The sequence below is a fragment of the Comamonas sp. GB3 AK4-5 genome (genome assembly GCF_041320665.1).
GTDB lineage: Bacteria > Pseudomonadota > Gammaproteobacteria > Burkholderiales > Burkholderiaceae_C > Comamonas.
Map to the genome: position 1 here is coordinate 443729 of NZ_CP166730.1, position 22529 is coordinate 466257.

At 63.5% G+C, this 22529-nt stretch carries 18 protein-coding genes; 8 read left to right on the top strand and 10 right to left on the bottom strand.

Annotation, left to right across the window (positions count from 1 at the left end):
- The first annotated feature begins 78 nt into the window (after positions 1-78).
- The gene (locus ACA027_RS01995; protein WP_370680738.1) at positions 79-1140 is read left to right on the top strand and encodes a serine endopeptidase; all 1062 of its coding nucleotides are present in this window, start codon (positions 79-81) and stop codon (positions 1138-1140) included.
- On the opposite strand, the gene ACA027_RS02000 is transcribed toward ACA027_RS01995, so the two are convergent.
- From ACA027_RS02000 to tgt, 3 genes are read right to left on the bottom strand one after another with little or no spacing between them, the layout of a single operon-like run.
- Entirely contained in the window at positions 1130-2629 is a 1500-nt protein-coding gene (locus ACA027_RS02000) for a diguanylate cyclase (protein WP_370680739.1), read from the bottom strand. The two genes, ACA027_RS01995 and ACA027_RS02000, sit on opposite strands and share 11 nt — an antisense overlap.
- Positions 2610-4130 carry a diguanylate cyclase domain-containing protein gene (locus tag ACA027_RS02005; RefSeq protein ID WP_370680740.1) on the bottom strand — a complete coding sequence of 507 codons (1521 nt, stop codon included), beginning with the start codon at positions 4128-4130 and terminating at the stop codon, positions 2610-2612. The genes ACA027_RS02000 and ACA027_RS02005 overlap by 20 nt, the downstream gene beginning before the upstream one ends.
- Positions 4131-4173: 43 nt before the next feature.
- Positions 4174-5346: a tRNA guanosine(34) transglycosylase Tgt gene (gene tgt, locus ACA027_RS02010; protein WP_370680741.1), complete on the bottom strand. Its 1173-nt coding sequence runs from the start codon at positions 5344-5346 to the stop codon at positions 4174-4176.
- A gap of 319 nt (positions 5347-5665) precedes the next feature.
- Here tgt and ACA027_RS02015 point away from each other — a divergent pair, with 319 nt between their 5' ends.
- A complete protein-coding gene (locus ACA027_RS02015) occupies positions 5666-6181 on the top strand; it encodes a universal stress protein (RefSeq protein WP_370680742.1) in 516 nt (171 codons plus the stop codon).
- A gap of 100 nt (positions 6182-6281) precedes the next feature.
- On the opposite strand, the gene ACA027_RS02020 is transcribed toward ACA027_RS02015, so the two are convergent.
- From ACA027_RS02020 to ACA027_RS02050, 7 genes are all read right to left on the bottom strand, one after another.
- Entirely contained in the window at positions 6282-6716 is a 435-nt protein-coding gene (locus tag ACA027_RS02020) for a hypothetical protein (protein ID WP_370680744.1), read from the bottom strand.
- A gap of 188 nt (positions 6717-6904) precedes the next feature.
- Positions 6905-8119, bottom strand: coding sequence for a phospholipase A (locus ACA027_RS02025; RefSeq protein WP_370680745.1), 1215 nt, complete (start codon positions 8117-8119; stop codon positions 6905-6907).
- Positions 8120-8502: 383 nt separating this feature from the next.
- On the bottom strand, positions 8503-9717 hold the full coding sequence (locus ACA027_RS02030) for a phospholipase A (RefSeq protein WP_370682491.1): 1215 nt from the start codon (positions 9715-9717) through the stop codon (positions 8503-8505).
- Between the two features lie 128 nt (positions 9718-9845).
- Positions 9846-10175 (bottom strand): hypothetical protein, encoded by a 330-nt coding sequence (locus tag ACA027_RS02035; protein WP_370680746.1) that lies wholly within the window; start codon positions 10173-10175, stop codon positions 9846-9848.
- Positions 10176-10315: 140 nt separating this feature from the next.
- A complete protein-coding gene (locus tag ACA027_RS02040; RefSeq protein WP_370680747.1) occupies positions 10316-12379 on the bottom strand; it encodes an ATP-dependent helicase in 2064 nt (687 codons plus the stop codon).
- A 165-nt stretch (positions 12380-12544) separates the two neighbouring features.
- Positions 12545-13735 carry an ABC transporter substrate-binding protein gene (locus tag ACA027_RS02045; RefSeq protein ID WP_370680748.1) on the bottom strand — a complete coding sequence of 397 codons (1191 nt, stop codon included), beginning with the start codon at positions 13733-13735 and terminating at the stop codon, positions 12545-12547.
- Positions 13732-15060, bottom strand: coding sequence for a CitMHS family transporter (locus ACA027_RS02050; protein WP_370680749.1), 1329 nt, complete (start codon positions 15058-15060; stop codon positions 13732-13734). The genes ACA027_RS02045 and ACA027_RS02050 overlap by 4 nt, the downstream gene beginning before the upstream one ends.
- Before the next feature lie 127 nt (positions 15061-15187).
- Here ACA027_RS02050 and ACA027_RS02055 point away from each other — a divergent pair, with 127 nt between their 5' ends.
- The 6 genes from ACA027_RS02055 to ACA027_RS02080 all read left to right on the top strand — a co-directional run bounded on the left by ACA027_RS02055 (position 15188) and on the right by ACA027_RS02080 (position 22288).
- Positions 15188-16138, top strand: a complete 951-nt coding sequence (locus ACA027_RS02055; RefSeq protein ID WP_370680750.1) for an AEC family transporter — start codon at positions 15188-15190, stop codon at positions 16136-16138.
- A 160-nt stretch (positions 16139-16298) separates the two neighbouring features.
- Positions 16299-17861 (top strand): glycosyltransferase family 39 protein, encoded by a 1563-nt coding sequence (locus tag ACA027_RS02060; protein ID WP_370680751.1) that lies wholly within the window; start codon positions 16299-16301, stop codon positions 17859-17861.
- A gap of 68 nt (positions 17862-17929) precedes the next feature.
- The gene (locus tag ACA027_RS02065; RefSeq protein WP_370680752.1) at positions 17930-18949 is read left to right on the top strand and encodes a glycosyltransferase family 2 protein; all 1020 of its coding nucleotides are present in this window, start codon (positions 17930-17932) and stop codon (positions 18947-18949) included.
- Entirely contained in the window at positions 18946-19380 is a 435-nt protein-coding gene (locus ACA027_RS02070; RefSeq protein WP_370680753.1) for a GtrA family protein, read from the top strand. The genes ACA027_RS02065 and ACA027_RS02070 overlap by 4 nt, the downstream gene beginning before the upstream one ends.
- Positions 19381-20202: a ChbG/HpnK family deacetylase gene (locus tag ACA027_RS02075; protein ID WP_370680754.1), complete on the top strand. Its 822-nt coding sequence runs from the start codon at positions 19381-19383 to the stop codon at positions 20200-20202.
- 481 nt (positions 20203-20683) lie between these two features.
- Positions 20684-22288 carry a methyl-accepting chemotaxis protein gene (locus ACA027_RS02080; protein ID WP_370680755.1) on the top strand — a complete coding sequence of 535 codons (1605 nt, stop codon included), beginning with the start codon at positions 20684-20686 and terminating at the stop codon, positions 22286-22288.
- Positions 22289-22529: the final 241 nt, after the last annotated feature.

Genomic DNA, 22529 nt, shown 5'->3' on the forward strand with positions numbered 1-22529 from the left:
GGCATGCGATATTTGCCATCAAAATGGTCTGTATCGCCCGTCTGGACTGCATAAGCCGCTATTGAGTCAGGAATTTGTATGAGTAAATCTTTGCGCTTGCCCGAGAAATGGTTTCGCCGTGGCCTGTGGCTGGTGTCGGTGGTGTTTGCCTCTTTTCTGATCGGCCTGGGCGGGCTGGTCGTGGGCAATCTGCCCCAGGTGGCGCCGACACAGGAAGTGGAGGACTTCATCCCCGCTGCCGACGCCCAACCGGTGAAGGCCGCGTTGCAAGCTGCCCGCAAGACCGAGCGTGAGGCAGAGCGGGCGCGGGATACGGCACGGCTCAAGTACGACGCGGAAAAGGCCAGGTACAGCGCTGCCCGCGAAACCTTTGACAACTGGGTGGCCACGCGCCGCGCCACCGACCGCCCCGAGCAGGATGCGGACCTGCTGCGCCGCACCCGTGCGCTGGATGCGCTCAAGCAGGCCGAGGACCAGGCCCGCCAGCTGCTGGAGCAGCAAGACCAGAGCAGTCTGGCGGCCGCGCAGGCGGTGGCACAGTCCGAGTCGGAGTGGTCGGCCTTGCGTGATGCGGCCTATCCCCAGTGGCAGGAGCGCATGCGGGCCGTGGAGCTGCGCGTTTTTCTGTACCGCCTGGCCATCACCTTGCCGTTGCTGGTGCTGGCCGGCTGGTTGTTCGTCAAGCAGCGCAAGAGCACCTGGTGGCCTTTTGTCTGGGGCTTTATTTTCTTTGCCCTGTTTGCCTTTTTCGTGGAGCTGGTGCCCTATCTGCCCGATTACGGCGGCTATGTGCGCTATATCGTCGGCATTGTGCTGACGGTGCTGCTGGGGCGCTATGCCATCCTGGCGCTGAACCGCTATCTGGAGCGACAAAAACTGCAGGAGGCCCTGCCCGAGGTACAGCGCCGCGAGGAGCTGAGCTACGACGTGGCCCTGGAACGCCTGGCCAAGAGCGTGTGCCCCGGTTGCGAGCGGCCGGTGGATGTGAAGAACACCGAGATCGACTTTTGCCCCCATTGCGGCATTGGCCTGTTTGACCATTGCGGCGCGTGCCAAACCCGCAAGAGCGCGTTCTCCCGTTTTTGCCATGCCTGCGGCGAGCCGGCGAAGGCGGTGCTGGCGCAGCCCCTCAAGCCCTGAAAGACAGATCCGGGGCGGCAGAGGGCGTTTGTGCCTGCCGCGGTGTGCTTTGCACTTCCACCTGGATCTGGATGGCGGACGGGGTCTGTGTCTGGGGCAAGGCCATGGTGCTGGGCACCGTGGCCAGACATTCCACGCGGTTGCGCCCGCCCTCCTTGGCGCGGTAGAGCTGGGCGTCGGCCTGTGCCAGTGCCAGTTCTGTCGTGGCGGGCAGGGCCGTGGCCGCGTAGTGGGCCACGCCCACGCTCATGGTGATCTGCAGGCAACCGCCCTGGGGGATGGGAAAGGACAAGGCCTGCACGGCGATGCGCAGACGCTCTGCGGCGGCCAGTGCCTCGTCCAGCGAAGCGCCAGGCAGGCAGACGCAGAATTCCTCTCCGCCATAGCGCCCCACCAGGGTGCCGTCTTGCTGCTGTTGCAGCAGCGTGTTGGCAAAGCCTTGCAAGACCTGGTCGCCCATGGCGTGGCCATGCTGGTCGTTGACCTTTTTGAAATGGTCAATGTCCAGCAGCAGCATGGCCAGGGGAGCAGGTGGGGCATGCAGCTGGGACAGGGCCGCTGCGCTGCGCTGTATGAAGGTGCCGCGTTCCAGTGTGCGGGTCAGAAAGTCATGCTCTGACGCGTAATGCAGGCGCTGCAGCACCTCGTTGCGTGCTGCATGGGAGCAGGCCACGGTCAGCGGGCCCAGCCACAGCAGGCTCAGCTCCAGGCGCAGCGCGGCCATGCCGCCGATGACGGTGCTGGTCTCCAGGTCATAGCCTTGGACGAAGAGCAGACATTTCCACAGCGTGAACAGGGCGAACAGGGAGGCGGTGCAAAACAGCGAATAGCGCAAAGCGCACCAGATAAAGGCCGGCAGCGTGAAGGCCATGGCGCCAGGGCCGCCAATGGCAAAGGCCACCAGCTCGGACAGCAGCAGTGCCAGCAGTGGCAGCGGATTGGAGTGCTGCGAGTCTTTTTGGCGCCCAGGTTGTCCATAGCTGAGCACCATTGGCACGATGAGCAAATGGTTCATGCCTTCGGTGACCAGCATGATGGTCAGCGTATACCAATGTTGCCCCGTACCTGGCTCCACCCATTGCAGCATGGCCGTGACGGTGCTGGCTGCCAGGCAGGGGGCCAGCACATACAGCGGAGAGTGTTCGCGCCGCAGCTGCAAGGTGGCCGGTGTCAGCCGTGCCAGCAGTGTGCTGCCCACCAGCACACCCGAGACGTCGGACAGGGCACAGAACAGGGCGGACTGCAGCGGCTGCTGATCCAGCAACTGAGCGACCAGGCTGGCCAGGGCGATGGCCATAAAGCAGGGCCAGCGACGCCACTGTGGCTGGCGCGCCAGCAGCCCCAGCATCAGGGCATTGGCAATGCCAAAGCTGGAGAAACCATCCCATAGCTGCCATTGCGACGTCAGCGGATAAAGCAGCAGGGCAATGCCCCATGGCAGGGCTGCATGTTGCCGAGGCGAAAAGGAGTCAGCGTGTGCCTGTGACATGGCGGCGGTGGTGCAGATGGGAGGGGGTGTCGCTGGTGTTTCCGTAAACCGTGGAGACCACGCGGTCGCGCCCGTTCTGCTTGGCTTGGTAGAGCTGCAGGTCTGCGCTGTGGATCAGTGCGTCGATGGCATGGGGCGGGGGGCAATGGGGGCAGAACGCCATGCCCACGCTCACGGTGACATGCAGCGGCGGGCTGCTGCCACCCAGCGCAAAGCGGTGGGCGCGCACGGCAGCACACAGTCGCAGTGCCAGTGCCTGGGCCTGGTGCATGGACATCTGGGGAAGCAGCACCAAAAACTCCTCACCACCCAGGCGGCCCATGGTGTCGCCCGCACGCAGTTGGAGCCCAGCCACCTGGGCAAATTGGCGCAGCACGGCATCACCGGCGGCATGGCCATGGCAGTCGTTGATGCGCTTGAAATGGTCCAGGTCCAGCACCAGCATGGCCACCGGCGCCTGTCGGGCGCAGAGGTGGCCCATTTGCTGTTTGGCCTGCAGGAAAAACGCATTGCGGGAGAGCAGCCCGGTGAGAAAGTCGTGGCTGATGGTGTGGTTCAGCTGCTCCATGGCGCGCTGGCGTGCCTGGCGGTTGCAGGCCATGGCCAGCGGCCCCAGTGCGAGCAACGTAATGCCCACCCGCAGCGACAGGGCGCTGTTCCAGAATTGGGGCGTGAACTGAAAGCTGCCCATGGCGACCTCTGCCGTCAAAATCAGGCAAACCACCAGACACAAGATGGCCGTGCTCAGAAAACGGTAGCGGATTGCGCACCAGAGCAAGGCGGGGATCACAACCGGCAAGCTGTCCGCCCCTCCAACGGTCAGGGCCGCGGCGGTGGATGCGATGACGGCAGCCAGCGGTGCCGCGTGCTTCCACAGCCGGAGCAGGGAACGCGGGGGGAAGCAGATGGAAATGCTGAATGGGCGGCAGCGAGGCAGGGCCAGCAGCACGGGGAGGATCAGCATATTGCTTTGCAGCTCGCCGCTGAACCACATCGACAGGCTGACCCAGAGCTCGGTCTGAAACAGCACAGGCCCCGTTCCGCCGGCGACCACGGCACTGGCACTGGCAGCGGCCAGTACCGCAGCGAACAGCAGCAAAGCCGAGTGCTGGCTTTGCATATACCGGGTGGCCGCATCGGCGCGCAGCAGAATCAGGCAGCAGGTGGCACTGCTGACCAGGTTGGCCGCAGTGAACCACAGGGTGCTCAGCAGCTGTGAGCCGGTCAGCAGATCGGCCGCCACAAAGCCCGTGCCGGCACCCAGCCAGGCCAGCGGGGAATGCGCCAGATGCGGGTGGCGCAGCATCAGCCCGGCCAGCACCGGGTTGGCCGGCCACAGGGCCGAGGTGAAGTTGATGGGGCGCCCCAGAATGCCGAGCAGGGCGAAGCAGAAGACGATCAGTGCTACCAGCGCGGGCCCCCGCCATCCGGCCCACGTCGGCTCTGGCGTGTCACAGTCCTGCGCAGCGGTGTGGGAAGGCGGGAGTTGCGGTGTGGGCATGGCGCGGGCTACGCACCATGCAATAGGGCAGGTGCCGTGGCCGTTATACCCCGCGGCTGCGATCCTGCGCGAACTTCTGTCGGAAAGCGCCGAACGTCCCGGCCTCCAGTGCAGCACGCACTTCCTGCATCAGATTCAGGTAGTAATGCAGGTTGTGGATGGTGGTCAGCATGGGGCCCAGCATCTCACCGCAGCGGTCCAGGTGGTGCAGATAGGCGCGCGAGAAACCGTCGCGGCCGCCGTCGTCCCAGCTCACGCCGCTGGTGCCCGCGCAGGCGTGGCAGGTGCAGGTGGTGTCGAGCGGCTGGTGGTCGGTCTTGTGGCGTGCATTGCGCATCTTCAGATCACCATAGCGGGTGAAGACCGTGCCGTTGCGCGCATTGCGCGTGGGCATCACGCAATCGAACATGTCCACGCCGTCGGCCACGCCCTGGACCAGGTCTTCGGGCGTGCCCACACCCATCAGATAGCGCGGCTTGTGGGCCGGCAATAGATGGGGGGTGTGGGCCATGATCTCCAGCATCTCGTCCTTGGGCTCACCGACGGAGACACCGCCCACGGCATAGCCTGGGAAGTCCATTTCCACCAGCGCCTGCAGCGATTCCTCGCGCAGATTCAGGAACATGCCGCCTTGCACAATGCCGAAAAGGGCATTGGGATTTTCCAGGCGTTCGAACTCGTCCTTGGAGCGTTTGGCCCAGCGGCGGCTCATTTCCATGCTCTTGCGCGCCTCGGCCTGGGTGGTCTTTTTGCCGTTGGTTTCGTAGGGCGTGCATTCGTCGAGCTGCATGACGATGTCGGAGTTCAACACCGTCTGGATCTGCATGCTGACCTCGGGCGACATGAACAGCTTGTCGCCGTTCACGGGGCTTTGGAAATGCACGCCTTCCTCGGTGATCTTGCGCATGGAGCCCAGGCTCCAGACCTGAAAGCCGCCCGAGTCGGTGAGGATGGGCTTGTTCCACTTCTCAAAGGCATGCAGGCCGCCAAAGGTCTGCATGATGTCCAGGCCGGGGCGCATCCACAGGTGGAAGGTGTTGCCCAGAATGATTTGCGCGCCCATTTCCTCCAGGCTGCGCGGCATCACGCCTTTGACGGTGCCATAGGTGCCCACGGGCATGAAGATGGGGGTCTGCACCACGCCATGGTTGAGCGTGAGCTGGCCACGGCGCGCGTGGCTGTTGGGGTCGGTCTTGAGAAGTTCGAACTGCAGCATGATGGCGCGCATTGTCCTTGAATTGGCTCCCCCCTGAGGCGCTGCGCGCCTTCCCCCGAGGGGGACGACGGCCTTTGCTGCGGGGCGGCCCTTGCTGGCCGTCCCTGACTTGGGGCGTGCCGTCGTAGGCCCTTGCGCTGGCCCTGGTGTGGTGCGCCGTTGCATGTGGCATGCCTGCGCGAGAGCCGCTGCCTGCGCGCAGCGCTTGTTGGTGGTTCTTGACCTGGGTCACGGCCCAATGCATGCGATGGGGAGGGGGCGGTGCCGGGGTGTCTATAGTGGTGGTTGCGGCCATCAGGCCATTCAGGAGGACATGGAAATGACAAGAATTTTGGTTGCAGTGGATGGTTCTCCCTCGTCGCTGGAGGCTGTGCGCCATGCCGTGGGGCTGGTGCGCAGCGGTCTGCGCGCCACGGTGGTGCTGGCCCAGGTGCAGGAAGAAGCATCTTTTCTCGAGCTGGCCACGCAGGATTCCGACCGCATTGCCAAAGCGGCCTTGGGTGCCGGCATGCACCTGATGGCGCCTGCCGTGGTGGAGCTGCAGGCCGCAGGCGTGCCTTTCGAGCGTGAAGTGGCCCTGGGCGAGCCCGGCACCACCTTGGTGGACATGGCCGAGCGCCTGCAGTGCGACTGCATCGTGGTGGGGGCTCGCGGCATGGGCGCGCTGCGCCGGGCCTTTATCGGCTCGGTGTCGCAGTCGGTGCTCAACCACAGCCGTGTGCCGGTGACCGTGGTGCGTGAGCGCGAAGATGCCGCCATGGAGGTGTTGGGCGAGGACGGTGCCCAGGTGATGGCCGATGGCGTGACGCCTTTGTCGACCAAGGCCAGTCTGTAAAAGACCTGCAGAGCAAGCTCCTGGCGCAGGAGCTGCTATCAAAAAAGCGGAGCTGGGCTCCGCTTTTTGGCTGCTGGAAGAGGGCCGTCTCTTCCCGACTTCAGGCTGCCGCCTGTTGGCGGTAGCGGTCGTAACGATCGTGGCTGTGGGTGGAGGCGCGCTCGCTGGCGGCTTGCAGCTTGCCATGGGGCAGCGTGGCCAGGCGCTGGAACATGCGGCGGCAGTAGCCGCGTATCCACAGGCATTTGTTGATTTCATCCACGGGCAGGGGCCCGGAGACCACGACGATGCCGTCCGCCTCATCCCACAGCCCAGCCAGGCGCAGGCGGCGGCACATGGTCAGCGCCCAGGATTGGATGCGCAGCGGACTGCCATGCTGGTGGACTTCTCCGGTGTGCAGGTTAAAGGCGATGGCGACATGGTCGGTCTTCAGCTTGAACCGGCGTGTACCGGTGACGGCATTGGGCTGTTCGCGCATGTCGTAGAGGTAGTACTGCCCGGATCTGAGCTGATATCGCAGATGCTGTAAATCCATGAATCATGCCCTTTAAAGCGTGCCCCTGAGAGCGGGCGGTACGCAGGACTGCGTGGGAGGCATTCTCTCCGAAATAGCCCAAGGAGGGGATTATCTCGTCGGTTGGACCCTGGCTAACTGCGCATCAGACGGGGCTTCCCCCGCCATGTGTGCGGATTGCGCCAGTCCAGGGACTGCGGCCCGGGGAATTAAAAGTCCAGCAGGCTGAGACCCACGCTGAACATGGTGCGCTTGTAGTTGTAGTCGATCAGGCTGTCGCCGTAGCCGCTGAACAGCTGCACATGCAGGCGCAGATTGCTTTTGCCACCGTTCCAGCCCTCACCCAGGGTGCGCAGCCACTCGATGCGGCCTGAGCCTCGGCCCTTGCCCAGGCTGCCTCTGGCGGTCAGCCCGAGGTAGTTGTGCTGGTTCACATTCCAGCCCAGCTTGAGCTCGCCACGGCCTATGTCGTCTTGTATGCCGGGGTTGTCATCGTTGTTCGGGCTTTCCTTGATGCGCTGCCACAGCTTGGCGTGGACTTGCCAGCGATTGTCCAGTTCGGCTCCGGTGAGCACATACCAGCGGTTCCAGCTGCGCGATAGCGGGTCGCTCTGGCCATTGGACTGGTGGGCCAGCCCCACGCCGCTGTAGCGCCAGCGCCAGCCAAAGGGCAGTTGGGCGGTGGTGGGGTAGATGTAGAAGATTTCCGGCTCGTGGTCGGTGGTGCGAAAAGGCCGGGAAATATCGGCATTGAACACCTGCCAGTACGACTGCTGGGTGTAACCCACCCACAGCGAATCCTTGAGGCCGGAGCTGCTGTCGGTCAGCAGGCCGGAGGCCAGCTTTGTGCGCGCAGACAGCTGTATGCGCATCTCCTGCTTTTGGTAGGGCTCCGAAGTGCTGGCTGGCTTGCCGGGAGTGCTGGGCTGCTCGTTGACATGGTCGGCCGTGGTCAACGACACGCTCATGGGGCGGTAGCCACGCAGGCTGAAAGTGCCGCAATCGGTGCCGGGCTCCAGCTCAAAGAAGCGCGAGACCTCGCTGTAGCGCGGATCGCGGCAGCCGCCGTTGGTGGATTGCAGCCCCTGGCCTGCCACGTCGGCCACGGCCATGGGCGCATTGGCGGCCTGTTGCAGCGTGGGGGCGGGTTGCGCATTGGCGCTGGCAGGCGGGGCTGTCCAGGCCGTGGCGGGCGGCGGGGTCAGTGGTTGCTGCTGCTGGGCCCAGCTGTCAAAGCAGGCCAGGCGGGCCTGGTTGTCGGAGGTGGCAGCGCATTGCTGCCATGTGTGGTCTGCCGCATAGGTGGCTCCAGAGCAGATCAGCGTCAAGCCTGTGGCAAGGGCCCAGACGGAGAGATGCTGCAGGCAACGGTGCAGCCACAGTGGGTGCTTGTCAGTGCTTGGTTGGTGGGCTGTGGCGGGCATGCGATGAGGTCCTTAGGCGCTCCCGGTTTGGAGAGCGTGCCGACCTTAGCGCAGCAGCCCGCAAAAAGCATGGGAATACCTTATTGGTTTTGTCATCGTGTGTGTAAAAAACGCGTCTATCCCCGTGTTCCATAGCCCATGCAGCACAAGCAGGCGAGGCAGTACGCTGTGCAGGGGCCTGCGCCGGCCGCACTGCCTCGCTCGCGGGTGCCATCGCCCTCAAGCGAAGCGGGTTCAGACTGCGCAGCCTCTCGTTTGAGAGGAGTCCCAGGCCTTGAAAGGCCGCGTGATGAAGATGTTGAGCCAGCAGCTTTTGCCAACTCTGTGGCGGCTCAAGCTGCTGCATGGCACTTGATTTTCAAGACGCTGATCCAGACCGTGTTTCAGAAGTCGAGCAGGCTAAAGCCCACGCTGAACACGGTGCGCTTGTAGTCGTAGTCGATCAGGCTGTCGCCGTAGCCGCTGAACAGCTGCACATGCAGGCGCAGATTGCTTTTGTCGCCGTTCCAGCCATCACCCAGGGTGCGCAGCCATTCGAGCCGGCCTGAACCGCGTCCCTTGCCCAGGCTGCCGCGGGTGGTCAGTCCGAGATAGTTGTGCTCGTTCACATTCCAGCCCACTCTGACTTCGCCTCGGCCTATGTAGTCCTCGATGCCCGGGTTCTGATCTTTGTGGGAGCTTTCCGTGATGCGCCTCCACATCTTGGCGTGGACATGCCAGCGGTTGTCCAGCTCGGCACCGGTGAGCACATAGGCGCGGTTCCAGCTGCGCGACAACGGATCGCTCTGGCCATTGGACTGGTGCACCAGCCCTACGCCGCTGTAGCGCCAGCCAAAGGGCAGCTGGGCCGTGGTAGGGTAGATGTAGAAGATTTCGGGCTCGTGGTCGGTGGAGCGAAACGGCCGGGAGATGGCGCCGTTAAACATCTGCCAGTACGACTGCTGGCTATAGCCCACCCACAGCGAATCCTTGAGACCGGAGCTGTCCTCGGTCAGCAGGCCAGACGCGATTTTGGTGCGTGTGGACAGCTGGATGCGCACTTCCTGGTCTTTGTAGGGTTGAGGGTTGTTGGGCCCTTTGCCGGACGGTGTGGGCTGCCGAAGGGTCTGGTTTGCAGTGGTCAGTGACAGGCTCATGGGGCGGTAGCCGCGCAAGCTGAAGGTGCCGCAATCGCTGCCCGGCTCCAGCTCGAAAAGGCGCGAGACCTCGCTGTAGCGTGGGTCGTGGCAGCCACCATTGGTGGAATGCAGCCATTCGTTGCTCACATCGGCTACGGCCATGAGGGCGTCGGCGGCCCGTTGCAAGGCCTGCTCGGGCTGCTCGTTGGCACTTGCCGCAGGGGCGCTCCAGGTGGTGGAGGGCGGAGGGGTCAAGGGCTGCTGTTGATGGGTCCAGCTGTCAAAACAGGCCAGGCGCGCATGGTTGTCTGCGGTGGCTGCACATTGCTGCCAGGCCCCCCCGGCAGTGGCTGGACGGCCTGGGCCGTCAGGCTGCCACCCGTGGCCAGCACCAGGGGAATGTAGGAGGAGATGCAGTGATGTCGCCACAAGGGGCGAGTGTCGGGGCGAGCGCGGGCAGTGACTGGCATGCGAGGCAATCCTTCTGGCTGTGGTGGCCAAATCACCTTATCGCAGCGCTGTACCTGTGGTTACAAATCCCCTGCAATGGAATTTGTCTGACATGCCTCCTGTGCTAGCGCTTGCTTGATGCAAGAATGGACCGCGGGCTATGGGGTGCGCTTGCGCAGCACAAAAGGCAGGGGCTGCGCATCGCCATTGCCTTCGATCTGGTAGTGTCCGCGAACTTCTCGGGCGCAGCTGCCCTCGCTGACCTCGCCCAGCCAGGTGGCGCTGATGTTGATGCCGTTGGCCGACTCTTCCAGCGTGACCGCGCCATCGTTGACATCGCCCACCATGGCGTGGTTTTTATCACCACGCCGGACCTCGCCCTTGACCGTGCCCTGCCACTCGGGATGGGGGCCCAGGCGCAGCACGGCAGCGTTGTCCTGGTCCGCAATGCGGGCCACCCACTCACCTTGCAGCAGGCTTGTGTTCATCTCCCAGGCTTCGGGGCAGTCGGCTGGGGATTCGCTGCTGTTTTGTGCATAAACGCTGGCGCAGACTGCATAGGCAGCTATGTAAAGCGAAGCGCGGGCCAGGGGGCGAAAAGCAAGGGTCAACATATTCCAGAGGCGGCTCAGGCCGCAGGCGGTGCGGCCTTGCGGGCCGCAAATTCTTCGCGCAGCTTGCGCAGCTTTTCGCGCGGGTCTTCCTTGGCAGTGGCCGCGTCCAGGTTCATTTCCTTGATGAAGCGGCTGGGCTGGCATTGCACCATGTCGCGCCCTTTTTTGCGGCGCTTGGTCCAGCTCACGGCCAGGCTGCGCTGGGCACGGGTGATGCCCACATACATCAGGCGGCGCTCTTCCTGCAGGCGGGCGGCGATATCGTCGCTGACGACTAGCTGCTTGCCGTCATCGTCATCGAGCTTGAAGGGCAGCATGCCCTCTGTCACGCCCACCAGCATCACATGCGGCCATTCCAGGCCCTTGGAGGCATGCAGCGTGGAGAGGATCACCATGTCCTGCTCTTGTTCGCGGTCGCTGATGGTGGACAGCAGGGCAATGTTCTTGGCCACTTCCAGCAGGCTTTTGACTTCGGTCTGCGTGGTGGTGCCGGCCGCATCGGCAATCTCGCCGCCGGCGCGCTGGCTCATCCAGTCGCAGAACTCCAGCACATTGCTCCAGCGTGCGGCAGCCACGGTCTCGCTGTCCTCGCTGTCGTACAGATACTGCTCGTAGCCAATGTCTTTCAGCCAGTCGAGCATGAAGCTGCGCGAGGCTTCCGCGCCCAGGGTATGGCGGGCGCGGTATTCCAGGTCGTTGATGTAGCGGCCAAACTCCAGCACGCTCTCATGCGCCTTCTTGGGCAGCAGGGCTTCGAGCATGTGGGAGAACAGCGCGCCAAACATGGACAGCTTGTGCTGGGTGGCAAATTCCCCCAGCTTGCCCAGCGTGGTGTGGCCTATGCCACGGCGCGGCGTGGTGATGGAGCGCAGAAACGCCGGGTCGTCATCGTTGTTGATCCACAGGCGGAACCAGGCGCACAGGTCCTTGATTTCGGCGCGGTCAAAGAACGAGGTGCCGCCCGAAACCTTATAGGGAATATTGGCCTTGCGCAGCGCTTTTTCAAACGGTTTGGCCTGGTGGTTGGCGCGGTAAAGGATGGCGAAATCCTTCCACGCAGGCTGCGGGTTGGCGGCGGCGCGCAGGCTTTGGATGCGCGCCACGGCGCGCTCGGCCTCGTGCTCCTCGGTGTCGCAGTCCACCACGCGCACCGGCTCACCTTCGCCCAGCTCCGAGAACAAGGTCTTGGGAAACAGCTTGGGGTTGGGGCCGATCACATTGTTGGCCGCACGCAAGATGGCCGAGGTGGAGCGGTAGTTCTGCTCCAGCTTGATGATGTTGAGCTGCGGAAAGTCAACCGGCAGCTTTTTCAGATTGTCCAGTGTGGCGCCGCGCCAGCCGTAGATGGACTGGTCGTCATCCCCCACGGCGGTGAAATGGGCACGCTCACCAACCAGAAACTTGAGCAGCTCGTACTGCGTGGCATTGGTGTCCTGGTATTCGTCCACCAGCACATGGCCCAGCAGGCGCTGCCATTTTTCGCGCACCTCGGGGTGGCCGCGCAGCAGGCGCATGGGCATGCCGATCAGGTCGTCAAAGTCCACGCTTTGGTAGGCGGTGAGGCGCTCCTCATAGCGCTGCATGATGAGGGCAATGCTGCGCTCATGGTCGTCCTGGGCCATGGCCAGGGCCTTGCGGCTGTCCCAGCCGGCGTTCTTCCAGCCGCTGATGGTCCATTGCCATTGGCGGGCCGTGGCCATGTCGGTGGTGCCGCCGGCACAGTCTTTCAAGATGCCCGTCACATCATCTTGGTCCAGGATGCTGAACTGGGGCTTGAGGCCCAGCACATGGCCGTCTTCGCGCACCATGCGCACGCCCAGGGCGTGGAAGGTGCAGATCAGCACATCCTTGGCCTGGCGACCTATCAACCCGGTGGCACGTTCGCGCATTTCGGCGGCGGCCTTGTTGGTGAAGGTGATGGCCGCAATGCGCCGGGGGGCCAGGCCGTTTTCGATCAAACGGCCGATCTTGTGCGTGATGACCCGCGTTTTGCCCGAGCCCGCGCCGGCCAGCACAAGGCAGGGCCCTTCGGTGTAGTGGACGGCTTGGAGTTGGGCCAGGTTGAGACCAGCGGACATGGGCAGAGCAGGGCGGGAGCAGGGGTGAAAACAGGCCGCTGATGATACTGGCCGATGGGGCGCCAGGCCCAACTACCCATCCATGGCCTTATGGCTGGCGATTTTTGGAAATTGAGTGAAAAAGCCTGTCTGCGCAGGTGTGGCCTGCGCAGACAGCTTCTTTTTTCATAGTGACTGCGGCTGGGTCTGTGCCCCGGCGCTCAGCCCGAGCGCCGCGCGCCAGCGCGTGATGTTGTCACGCAAGGCCGTATTGGCCAGCGGCGCGGCGAGCTCAGGCCCCAGCGCAATCGGGCGTGCACTGGCACCCAGCTGCTGGCGCAGCGCGGCGCCCGTGGTCTCGCCTTGCACATCCTCGCGCAGCGCATACAGGTGCGAGGTTTGGGCCATCACGGTCTGGCCGCGCCGTGACAGCAGATAGTCCAGCCACAGGCGGGCAGCGTTGGGGTGGGCAGCGCGGCGGTTGATGAGCAGCACGCGGGAGCTGACCAGGGTGTAGTCCTCGGGGAAGATCACGCCCAGTTGGGGCATGCGGCGCGCGGCCGCCAGGGCGTAGGCGCCCAGCAGATTGAAACCGAACGGGGTGCGGCCCGCGGCAATGCGCTGGACCATGGCATCGACGGTCAGCAGCAGCTGGGGGCGCCGGGGCCTCAGGGCCTGGGCGCTGGCCCAGAAAGCATCGGCGTTGGCGGCCATGTCCTGGGTGGCCAGGAAATAGCCGACACCGGATTTCTGGATGTCGTAGCTGGCCACCCTGCCCTGGAACTGGCCCAGCCACGGGGCCAGGGCCGCGTGGCTGCGCGGCACCTGGTGTGCGGGCAGCCGCTGCTTGTGGTGGGCAAACACCACGGGTTCATAGGTGGTGGCCCAGAGCTGGCCCTGCCACTGTGCCCAGGCCGGCAGATGGGCTTGTTCGGGCGATGCATAGGCCAGCGCGTGGCCGGCCTGGGCCAGGGCCACCATCTGGTCCATGGCCGAGCTCCACAGCAGGTCGGCGGCCTCATGGCGGAGCTGGTTTTCGGCGATGAAGCGGTGGTAGAGCGTGGTGCTGCCCAGGTCTTCGTAGCAGACGCTGATGCGGGGGTACAGGCGCCGGAAGTCCGCTACCAGCGGGGCGGCCACGCGCTCATCGGTGTTGGAGTGGATGGTGAGCCGGCCTTCATCCTCGGCGGCCCGCACCGTGGTGGCATAGGCTGCGGGGTAGCCGGCAGGTGCTGCGGCACGCGGGGCATAGCCCAGCAATTCGTCCCGGTCTTGTGCTTGGGCGTTGCCCATCCAGGGGGCTGCGCCCAGGGCGGCCAGCCGGGCCAGCGCATTGCGGCGCGGCAGTCGGGTTTCAGGCGGTTGTTGCATGCTCATGCTGCGCTCCCCATCAACGGAATCACGCCCAGCACCAGCATGCTGACCAGCATGACGACGGCGGCGGACAGGGCCCACAGCAGCGTGAAGCGCTGGTGGTCGCCAAACTCCACCTTGGCCAGGCCCACGAGCAGATAGGTCGATGCCACCAGCGGGCTGAGCAGATGCACCTGCTGGCCGACCAGGGAGGCTCTGGCGATTTCCACATGGCCTATGCCGTAGACGGCAGCCGTCTTGGCCAGGATGGGCAGGATGCCGAAGTAAAAAGCGTCGTTGGAGATCAAAAAGGTGAAGGGAATGCTGAGCACGGCCGTCACCACGGCCATATAGGGGCCCATCCACTCGGGGACCATGGCGATCACGCTGTTGGCAATGGCATCCACCATTTGGGTGCCCGACAAGATGCCGACAAAGATACCAGCCGCAAAGATCAGCGACACCACGGGCACCACGTTGGCGGCATGGGCTTCGATGCGCTCCTTTTGCTGCTCCAGACTGGGGTAGTTGATCACCAGCGCGATGGCCGATGCCACCATGAACAGCACCTGCAGCGGAAGCGCGTCCAGCACCAGCAGCACCATCAAACCCAGGGTGAGCAGGGCGTTGATCCACAGCAGCCTGGGGCGTGCGAGTTCGGGATTGCCTCCGGTGACTTCGGCAATCGACGGATTGCCATCGGCGTTGTGGCCCTGGAAGAGGTGTTGGTTGATATTGCCCAGGCGCCGGCTTTCGCGCTGGCCGAGGATGAAGGCCACCAAGGTGCACCAGATGCCGGTGATGACCATGGGCAAAATCATGGGCACGAACACATCGTTCATCTCCACACCCAGGGCGCTCACGGCGCGGGCCGTGGGGCCGCCCCAGGGCAGGATGTTCATCAACTGGCCGGCCATCATCACCACGCAGGCAAACACCAGGCGGCTGATGCCCAGACGCTGGTACAGCGGCAGCATGGCGGCGCAGCTGATCATGTAGGTGGTGGAGCCATCGCCATCCAGCGACACGCCGGCGGCCAGCAAAAAGGTGCCGACCACGATTTTGGTGGGGCTGCCGCCGACCGCGCGCAGCACCAGTTTGATGATGGGGTCGAACAGCCCGGCGTCGATCATCACGCCGAAGTACAGGATGGCAAACATCAGCAGCACGCCGGTGGGCGCGAGCTTTTTGACGCCATCGAACATCATGGGGCCCAGTTCCATGCCGAAGCCTCCCAGGAGGCCGAAGACGATGGGAACCAGGATCAAGGCCACCATCGCGGAAAGGCGCTTGGTCATGATCAGCGCCATGAAGACGAGGATCATGGTGTAGGCGAGGGCGGTCAGCATAAGAGATACTCCTTTGTCGTTTTTAATTGCTTTTAGTCGCGAATCGCGGTGCGAATCGGCGCGCGATGTTAGCGCATACTTTCCTTTAAAACGGTAAGTAGATTCCTAAATGTCAGAAATACGGCCCATGCTCGCTGTACTTGCCGTCACCTTCCCTTTTTTTGCCCTGGTGTTGTGCGGCTTCGTCGCCACCCGCCAAGGTGTGCTGCCTTTGTCGGCCATCTCGGGGCTCAACAGCTTTGTGCTGTTTTTCGCCCTGCCCTGCATGCTGTTTCGCTTCGGCGCGCAAACCCCTATTGCCCAGCTTCTGGACCCGGTGGTGGCAGGTGTTTACCTGCTGTGTGCCTTGGTGATGGTGGCAGGCACCATGGCACTGACATGGCAGCGCTGGGGGTGGAACGATGCGGCCTTTGGTGCGTTGGTAGCGGCCTTTCCCAACTCCGGCTTCATGGGAGTGCCCTTGCTGCTGGCCTTGCTGGGTGAGCGCAGCGCCGGCCCGGTCATCCTGACCATGGCCCTGGACATGGTGATCACTACCTCGCTGTGTATTGCCCTGTCGCGCCTGGGCCAGGGTGAACATGGTGCGGCGCAGGCTTTGCGCAAGGCACTCAAGGGCATGCTGACCAATCCCATGCCCTGGTCGATTGCGCTGGGGGCGGTGGCATCGGCCTGGGCGCTGCAGCTGCCAGGGCCGCTGGACCAAACCGTGGCCATGCTGGCCGCAGCGGCATCCCCTGTGGCCTTGTTCACCATCGGCGCGGTGCTGGCGCGCTCGCAGATGAACCAGCACGAATATGTGGCGCCGCGCGACTATGTGCCCATCGCCCTGGCCAAGCTGCTGCTCCACCCCCTGCTGGTGTGGTGCGCAGGCCGCGCAGCCCAGGCCATGGGCCTGGTACTGCCGGATGAGGCACTGGTGGCACTGGTGCTGGTGGCTGCTTTGCCCAGTGCCAGCAATGTGTCCTTGCTCACCGAGCGTTTTGGTGCCCATGGCGGGCGGGTGGCACGCATCATCTTGGTGAGCACGGCGCTGGCGTTTGCGACGTTTTCGGGGGCAGTGCTGGCATTGCTGCCTTGATCCCGGTGGGTGTCGCGTCCGGCACGCGTCGCTATACTTGCGCGCCCTGGTGCAGGCCTGACAGACAAGTCCGGACAACCCGCGCGTGCTACTTTTTTCCAGGCGCTTGGTCTTTTTTGCAGCCCTTTGGAGGCTGCTGCGCATGTTCCTTTTTTTGCCCGTGACCTCTTTTTCCGCGACCTCTTCTGTGCAGCCCAGCGCCGCTTTGCGTGCCCTGGCTGTGGTGGCTGTGCTCTATATTTTGTTGTGGACGGTGGCCCCGCCCATGCTCAGCCCCAGCTTTCCTCTGGATGTGGTGGAGAGTCTTTCATGGGGGCGGGAATGGCAGTGGGGTTACTACAAACACCCGCCATTGGCACCCGAGCTGCTGCATGTTTTTTTCCTGCTCTTTGGTCGCTTTGGACCTTTCCTGCTGAGCCAGCTGTGCATTGCCGCCACGCTGTGGCTGGTGTGGTGCACAGGGCGCCGCCTGATGTCGCCGGACCGTGCACTGCTGGGGGCTGTGCTGACCATGGGGGTGGTGTACTACACCTTCCCCGCTCTGGAGTTCAACCACAATATTGCGCAAATGCCTTTGTGGGCCGCGCTGGGCTATGCCTTGCTGATGGCCTTGCAGCAGGGACGGCTCTACCACTGGCTGCTGCTGGGGGCTTTGGCCGGCGTGGGCCTGCTGACCAAATACTCCGTCGCCATTTTGTTGATAGCGCAGGCGTTGTATCTGCTGCTGGGGCCGGACCGGCGCTGCCTGCGCCAGCCAGGCCCCTGGTTGGCCTTGCTGGTCATGGTGCTGGTGTTCCTGCCGCATGGGATGTGGCTGTACCAGTCTGATTGGCTGCCTTTTTCCTATGCCAGCGAACGTGCAGCTGCAGTGGGCGTGCATACGCGGCTGGGTGCCATCAGTTTCTTAGGGGCCCAGATACTCAGCCATCTGCCCATGCTGGTGATTGTGCTGATCGCCGCGCTGTGGGCCCGCAGACAAGCCAGGGCGGTAGCGCCAGAGGCCGGCCCCTGGCGCTTGCAGACCCAGAACGCTGCCTATTTGCTGGCGGTTGCGTTGCTGCCAGGCTTGTTGCTCACCACGCTGGGGCTGGTGACCGGGGCCCGCGTGCGCGATATGTGGGGCTCTCCGATGTGGATGTTCAGCGGCTTGCTGGTGATGGCCTGCCTGTCTGATCGCTGGTTCCAGTCCATGCGCGAGCGCCTGCTGCGCGGTGTGACGGTGTGGCTGGTGTTGGTGTCCTTGTTGACGGGTGCGTATCTTGCCTGGGGTGCCCAGTGGCGACAGCGGCCGGCCCGTATGGACTGGCCCGCCGCAGCGATGGCCACGCAGGCTGAAACCGCCTGGGCGCAGCACAGCCATTGCCGCTTGGATGTGGTGGCCGGCGATTATTGGCTGGCAGGCCTGGTGGCAACTGCTTCGCCGCAAGGCCCCTCGGTGCTGATTACGCGAGATCCGCGTTTTTCTCCCTGGGTGACGACACAGCGCTTGAAGCAGCATGGAGCGCTGTGGGTGTGGCAACTGGACCCGGGTGGCGCCGATCCACAAGCGCCCGCGCCCTTGGATGCCGTGCAGGACGATCCAGCCTTGCAGCTGTTCCAAGGGCAGTGGGATATCCCATGGCCCTACGCCCCTCGAAGTGAGCCGCTGACCATGGGCTGGCGCGCCTATGTGCCCAAGGGCTGTGTGCAGGCTGCCCCAAGCCCGTCAGGAGCGGCGGGGTAATGCCTGGGCAGGGTTGGAATTGCGCACCTGGGGCCGACAGACGCGCGGACTGCGAGGACAATGGCGCCATGAGCACTCAGCCTGTTGATGCGCCGGCGCCCTCTGCGTCGGCCTACCCCTCTGCCGCCCTGCCCCGTGCGCCGCTGCAGCTCAGCTGCGTGGTGCCTGCGCACAACGAAGAAGCCAATCTGGAAGCATTCCTGCGGGCCCTGGTGCCGGCGGTGCAGGCGCTGACGCCGGACTTCGAAATCGTGGTGGTCAATGACGGCAGCCGCGATGGAACCCATGAGGTCGCCATGCGCCTGGCCCAGGAACTGCCGCTGCGCTATATCGCGCTGTCGCGCAATTTCGGCAAGGAAGCCGCCCTGTCTGCCGGTGTGGACTATGCCCGTGGCAATGCCGTGCTGCTGATTGATGCCGACTTCCAGCATCCGTTGGAAATGCTGCCGCAGATGCACAGCCTGTGGCAGTCGGGCTACGACATGGTGTATGGCGTGATCGCCGACCGGGGTGCAGAAAGCAGCACCAAGCGTGTGGGCACCAATATGTTCTACCGGCTGATGAATGCGGGTAGCCGCGTCAAGATTCCACCGAATGCGGGTGACTTCCGTTGGATGGACCGCCAGGTGGTGGACGCCCTCAAGGCCTTGCCGGAGCGCAACCGCTTCATGAAGGGCTTGTATGCCTGGGTGGGCTTCAAGACCGTGGCCCTGCCTTTTGTGCCGCTGGATCGAGCCGGTGGCGAATCCAGCTTCAACCTCTGGCGCTTGTTCAGCCTGGCCATGCAGGGGCTGACCTCGTTTTCCACCTTGCCGCTGCGCGTGTGGAGCGTGGTGGGGGGGCTCATTGCCTTGGTGGCCCTGGTTTATGGCGCCGTCATTACCGTGGACACCGCCCTCAATGGCGCAGACCTGGAAGGCTGGCCCACGCTGGCGGCAGGCATCATGCTGTTTTCGGGTGTGCAGCTGATGTCCATCGGCATTCTGGGCGAGTACATCGGCCGTATCTATGAAGAGGTCAAGCAGCGGCCCACCTATCTGGTGGCCCGTGACGAAGACCACAGCCCGCTGGGCAAGCTGCAGCCATGAGCCTGGCGTATGCGCTTCAGCGCCTGCGCCAGCTGCCGCAAACGCTGCAATTCGTGGGTGTGGGCGGAGCCGCCGCAGCCACCCATTTGGCCGTGGTGTTCCTGTTGGTACAGGGCCTGGGCATGGCGCCGCTGGTGGCCAATGTGCTGGCTTTCCTAGTGGCCTTTGTGGTGAGCTACAACGGCCATGCCTGGTTCACCTTCGCCAGCCATGCCGTGCGCGGCTGGGCGGTGGTGGCCAAATATTTCGCCGTGGCCAGTCTGTCCTTTGTGGTGAACGAAGCGCTGTACTGGGTGGCGCTGCACCGGCTGCATTGGCATTACTTCTGGAGCCTGCTGGGGGTGCTTGTGCTGGTGGCGGTGGGCACGTTTGTGCTGAGCAAGTTCTGGGCTTTTCGCGCCCCCGGTGCCGGCGCGGCGCAGGAGAAATAAATGCGCACTATTGCCTTGTGTGCCGACGACTACGCACTGCACCCGCTGGTGGATGAGGCCGTGGAGCAACTGGTGCTGCAAGGGCGTTTGTCGGCCACCAGCTGCATGACTACGGCGCCGCGCTGGGCTGAGGCGGCCCGCCGCCTGCCGGCGCTGCGCCCGCGCCTGTCCGTGGGCCTGCACTTCAATTTGACCGAGGGCCATGGTGCGCAGCCCGCGCCCGGCATAGGCCAGGTGATTGCACAGGCCTACACCGGCCGCTTGACGGCCTCCGCCATGCGTACCGACTGGCAGCGCCAGTTGGACGCATTCGAAGATGCACTGGGGTCTGCGCCTGACTTTATCGACGGCCACCAGCATGTGCACCAGCTGCCCGGTGTGCGCACGGCGCTGCAGGCCGAGCTGCAGGCCCGCTATGGCGACCGAGGTATGGCCTTGCCCTGGGTGCGCTCCACCGCACCTGCAGGCCGGCTATGGCGCGACCCCAAGGCCAGCATCATTGCCCTGCTGGGCGGCTGGAGCAGCACGCGCCGCCTGCAGCGGCTGGGTGTGCCGCACAACCACGGCTTTGGCGGCGTCTATGGTTTTGACGCGCCCACACCCGAAGCCTATAGCCGCCACATGGCGCAATGGCTGGCCCAGCTGCAGTCCGGCAGCCTGATGATGTGCCACCCCGCCACCGCCCCCGTGGAAGGCGACGCCATAGGCGCCCAGCGTGCGGTGGAATATGCCTATCTGCGCTCCGACGCTTTTGGCAAGGCATTGCAAGCGGCCCATTGCCGTATTGCCCAAGGAGTTCTGCAGCCCTTGTTCGGCGGCTGAGCGCTCTCCAAAGAAAAGCATTCCGTGCAGATCCCGTCTGCATGGAATGCTTTTTTTATGGTGTAAATATGTGGAATGTTTTGGGCGTGAAAAAGCATGCCGAATATAAAAACAAGGTGGCTGAATATTGGTGTGAATGTTTTTTTATATTGATGATGGATTGGTGTATTGTTTTTTGATTATTAATTCTGTGGCGGAAAAATAAAACACCCACTGTGGCTTCAAAACTTGGCGACGAGTGGAGATAAAAAATATGGGAATATTCCTGCATTCAGCATGAGGCTGGCATGGGGTAGACCGTTTATCAGTGTACAAACGTAAATCCTGTGTGGAGGAGCTGCCAGTACGATGGTTGCGTTGGGTTTGACGAAGCAAAGAGCTTGGCCTGGCGCAGCGTCTCAAGTGGATCCGCCTCTGATCAGAGGCTGTGGAAGTTGAGGCACAAGAGGCCAATTTTTTCAACACCACACCACTTCATGCCATGAATCTTTTCAATCAATTAAAAGTGTCCGGCAAGCTCGCTGTGGCTTTCTTCATCATTGTTCTGATGATGATTTCCCTGGGTGCGTTCTCCATCAACCGTTTGAATCGGCTCAACGATCAGACGAACTTCATGGTCACCGCGCGGATGGCCAGTGTGCGTGATGCAGGCCAGATGAGTGAGGCGGCCAACACGCTGCGACTGCTGGAGTTCAAGCTGGCCACATCGCCACAGCAGGAGTGGCCCGAGATTCGCAAAGGCATGGTCGAGGCCATGGAGACATACAACCAGGTGGACAAGCGCTACCCGGAGTCCATTGGCGACCCCACCGAACAGTCCATCTACGACCAGGTGAAAGCCCGCCAGCCTGCATGGGCGGCCATGCACCAACGTGTGATTGGCTTGGTGGAGCAGGGGGCGGGTCAGCAGGCGGTGGATATTCTCAACGGTGAAAGTCGCCAATTGTTTATGGCGCTGAAGGAGCCGATTGCCCAGCTCGTCAAACACAACGAAGACCGGGCGGCGGTAGAGGCCCAGGACAGCAATGCCACCTATATGAATGGGGTCTGGTTCATTATTGCGGAAGTGGTCGCCGCAGCAGGAGCAGCCATTTTTTTGGCTTGGTTTCTTTCACGCCAAATCGTGGAGCCGCTCAACCACGCGGTGAAGCTCTCCCACGCCATAGCTGCAGGGGATCTGACCCAAAGGCTGGACACCAGAGGGCGCGATGAAGTCAGTGACTTGTTGCGTGCATTGGCTGCCATGCGTGACAACCTGGTGCGCACACTATCGGGCATGCGTGACAGCAGCGAGTCGGTGGCCACGGCCAGCGCGCAGATCGCGTCAGGCAATGCCGACCTCTCCAGCCGCACCGAAGAAACCGCCAGCAGCCTGCAGGAGACGGCGGCTTCCATGGGGCAGATCACGGGCGCCGTCAAAAACTCGGCCGATGCGGCCCGGCAGGCCAACAAGCTGGCGCTGGAGGCTTCCGACATCGCGGTGCGCGGCGGTGAGGTGGTGGCCCAGGTGGTGGGCACCATGCGCGCCATCGATGCCAGCTCGCAGAAGATCTCCGACATCATCGGCACCATAGACAGCATTGCATTTCAGACCAATATCCTGGCGCTGAATGCCGCCGTGGAAGCCGCCAGAGCGGGCGACCAGGGCCGAGGGTTTGCGGTGGTTGCCACGGAGGTACGCAACCTGGCCCAGCGCAGCGCGGTCGCCGCCAAGGAGATCAAGGGCCTGATCAACAAGTCTGCCGAAACAGTCGGGGCCGGAACCCTGCTGGTGAACCAGGCCGGCGAGACCATGGAGCAGATTGTCGATAGCGTCAAAAAAGTGGCCGGCATCATCAGCGAGATCAGCGAAGGCGCCGTCGACCAGACCCAAGGTATTGAGCAGATCAACACGGCAGTGGCCCAGCTCGACCGCATGACCCAGGCCAACTCCGCCGTGGTCGAGGAATCGGCCGCCGCCGCCGCCAGCCTCAAAGAGCAGGCCTACCAGCTCTCGGTACTGGTCGATCATTTCCAGCTGACCGACGCCGTGCGCACCGCAAGACCGACTCAGCCATCCATGATGCACGCCGCACTTCTCGCATAAAGCGGCGTTGCCTCGCACCGGCCGGCCCTGGGGGCTTCCCCTCCCGCATACCTAGCCCCCATTCGCCAGCGACACCGCGCAAGGGCCTACGCCGGCTGCCCCGCAGCGCTGGCGTCGTCTCTTTTCAGAAATAGCTTGCCCACGGGGGATCTTGGGCATGCCCTCAAGGTTTGTTTGAGCCCCCACCGCGTAAAACTGGCGCTGCCCCAAGTCAGGGGCAGCCAGCAAGGGCCGCCCCGCA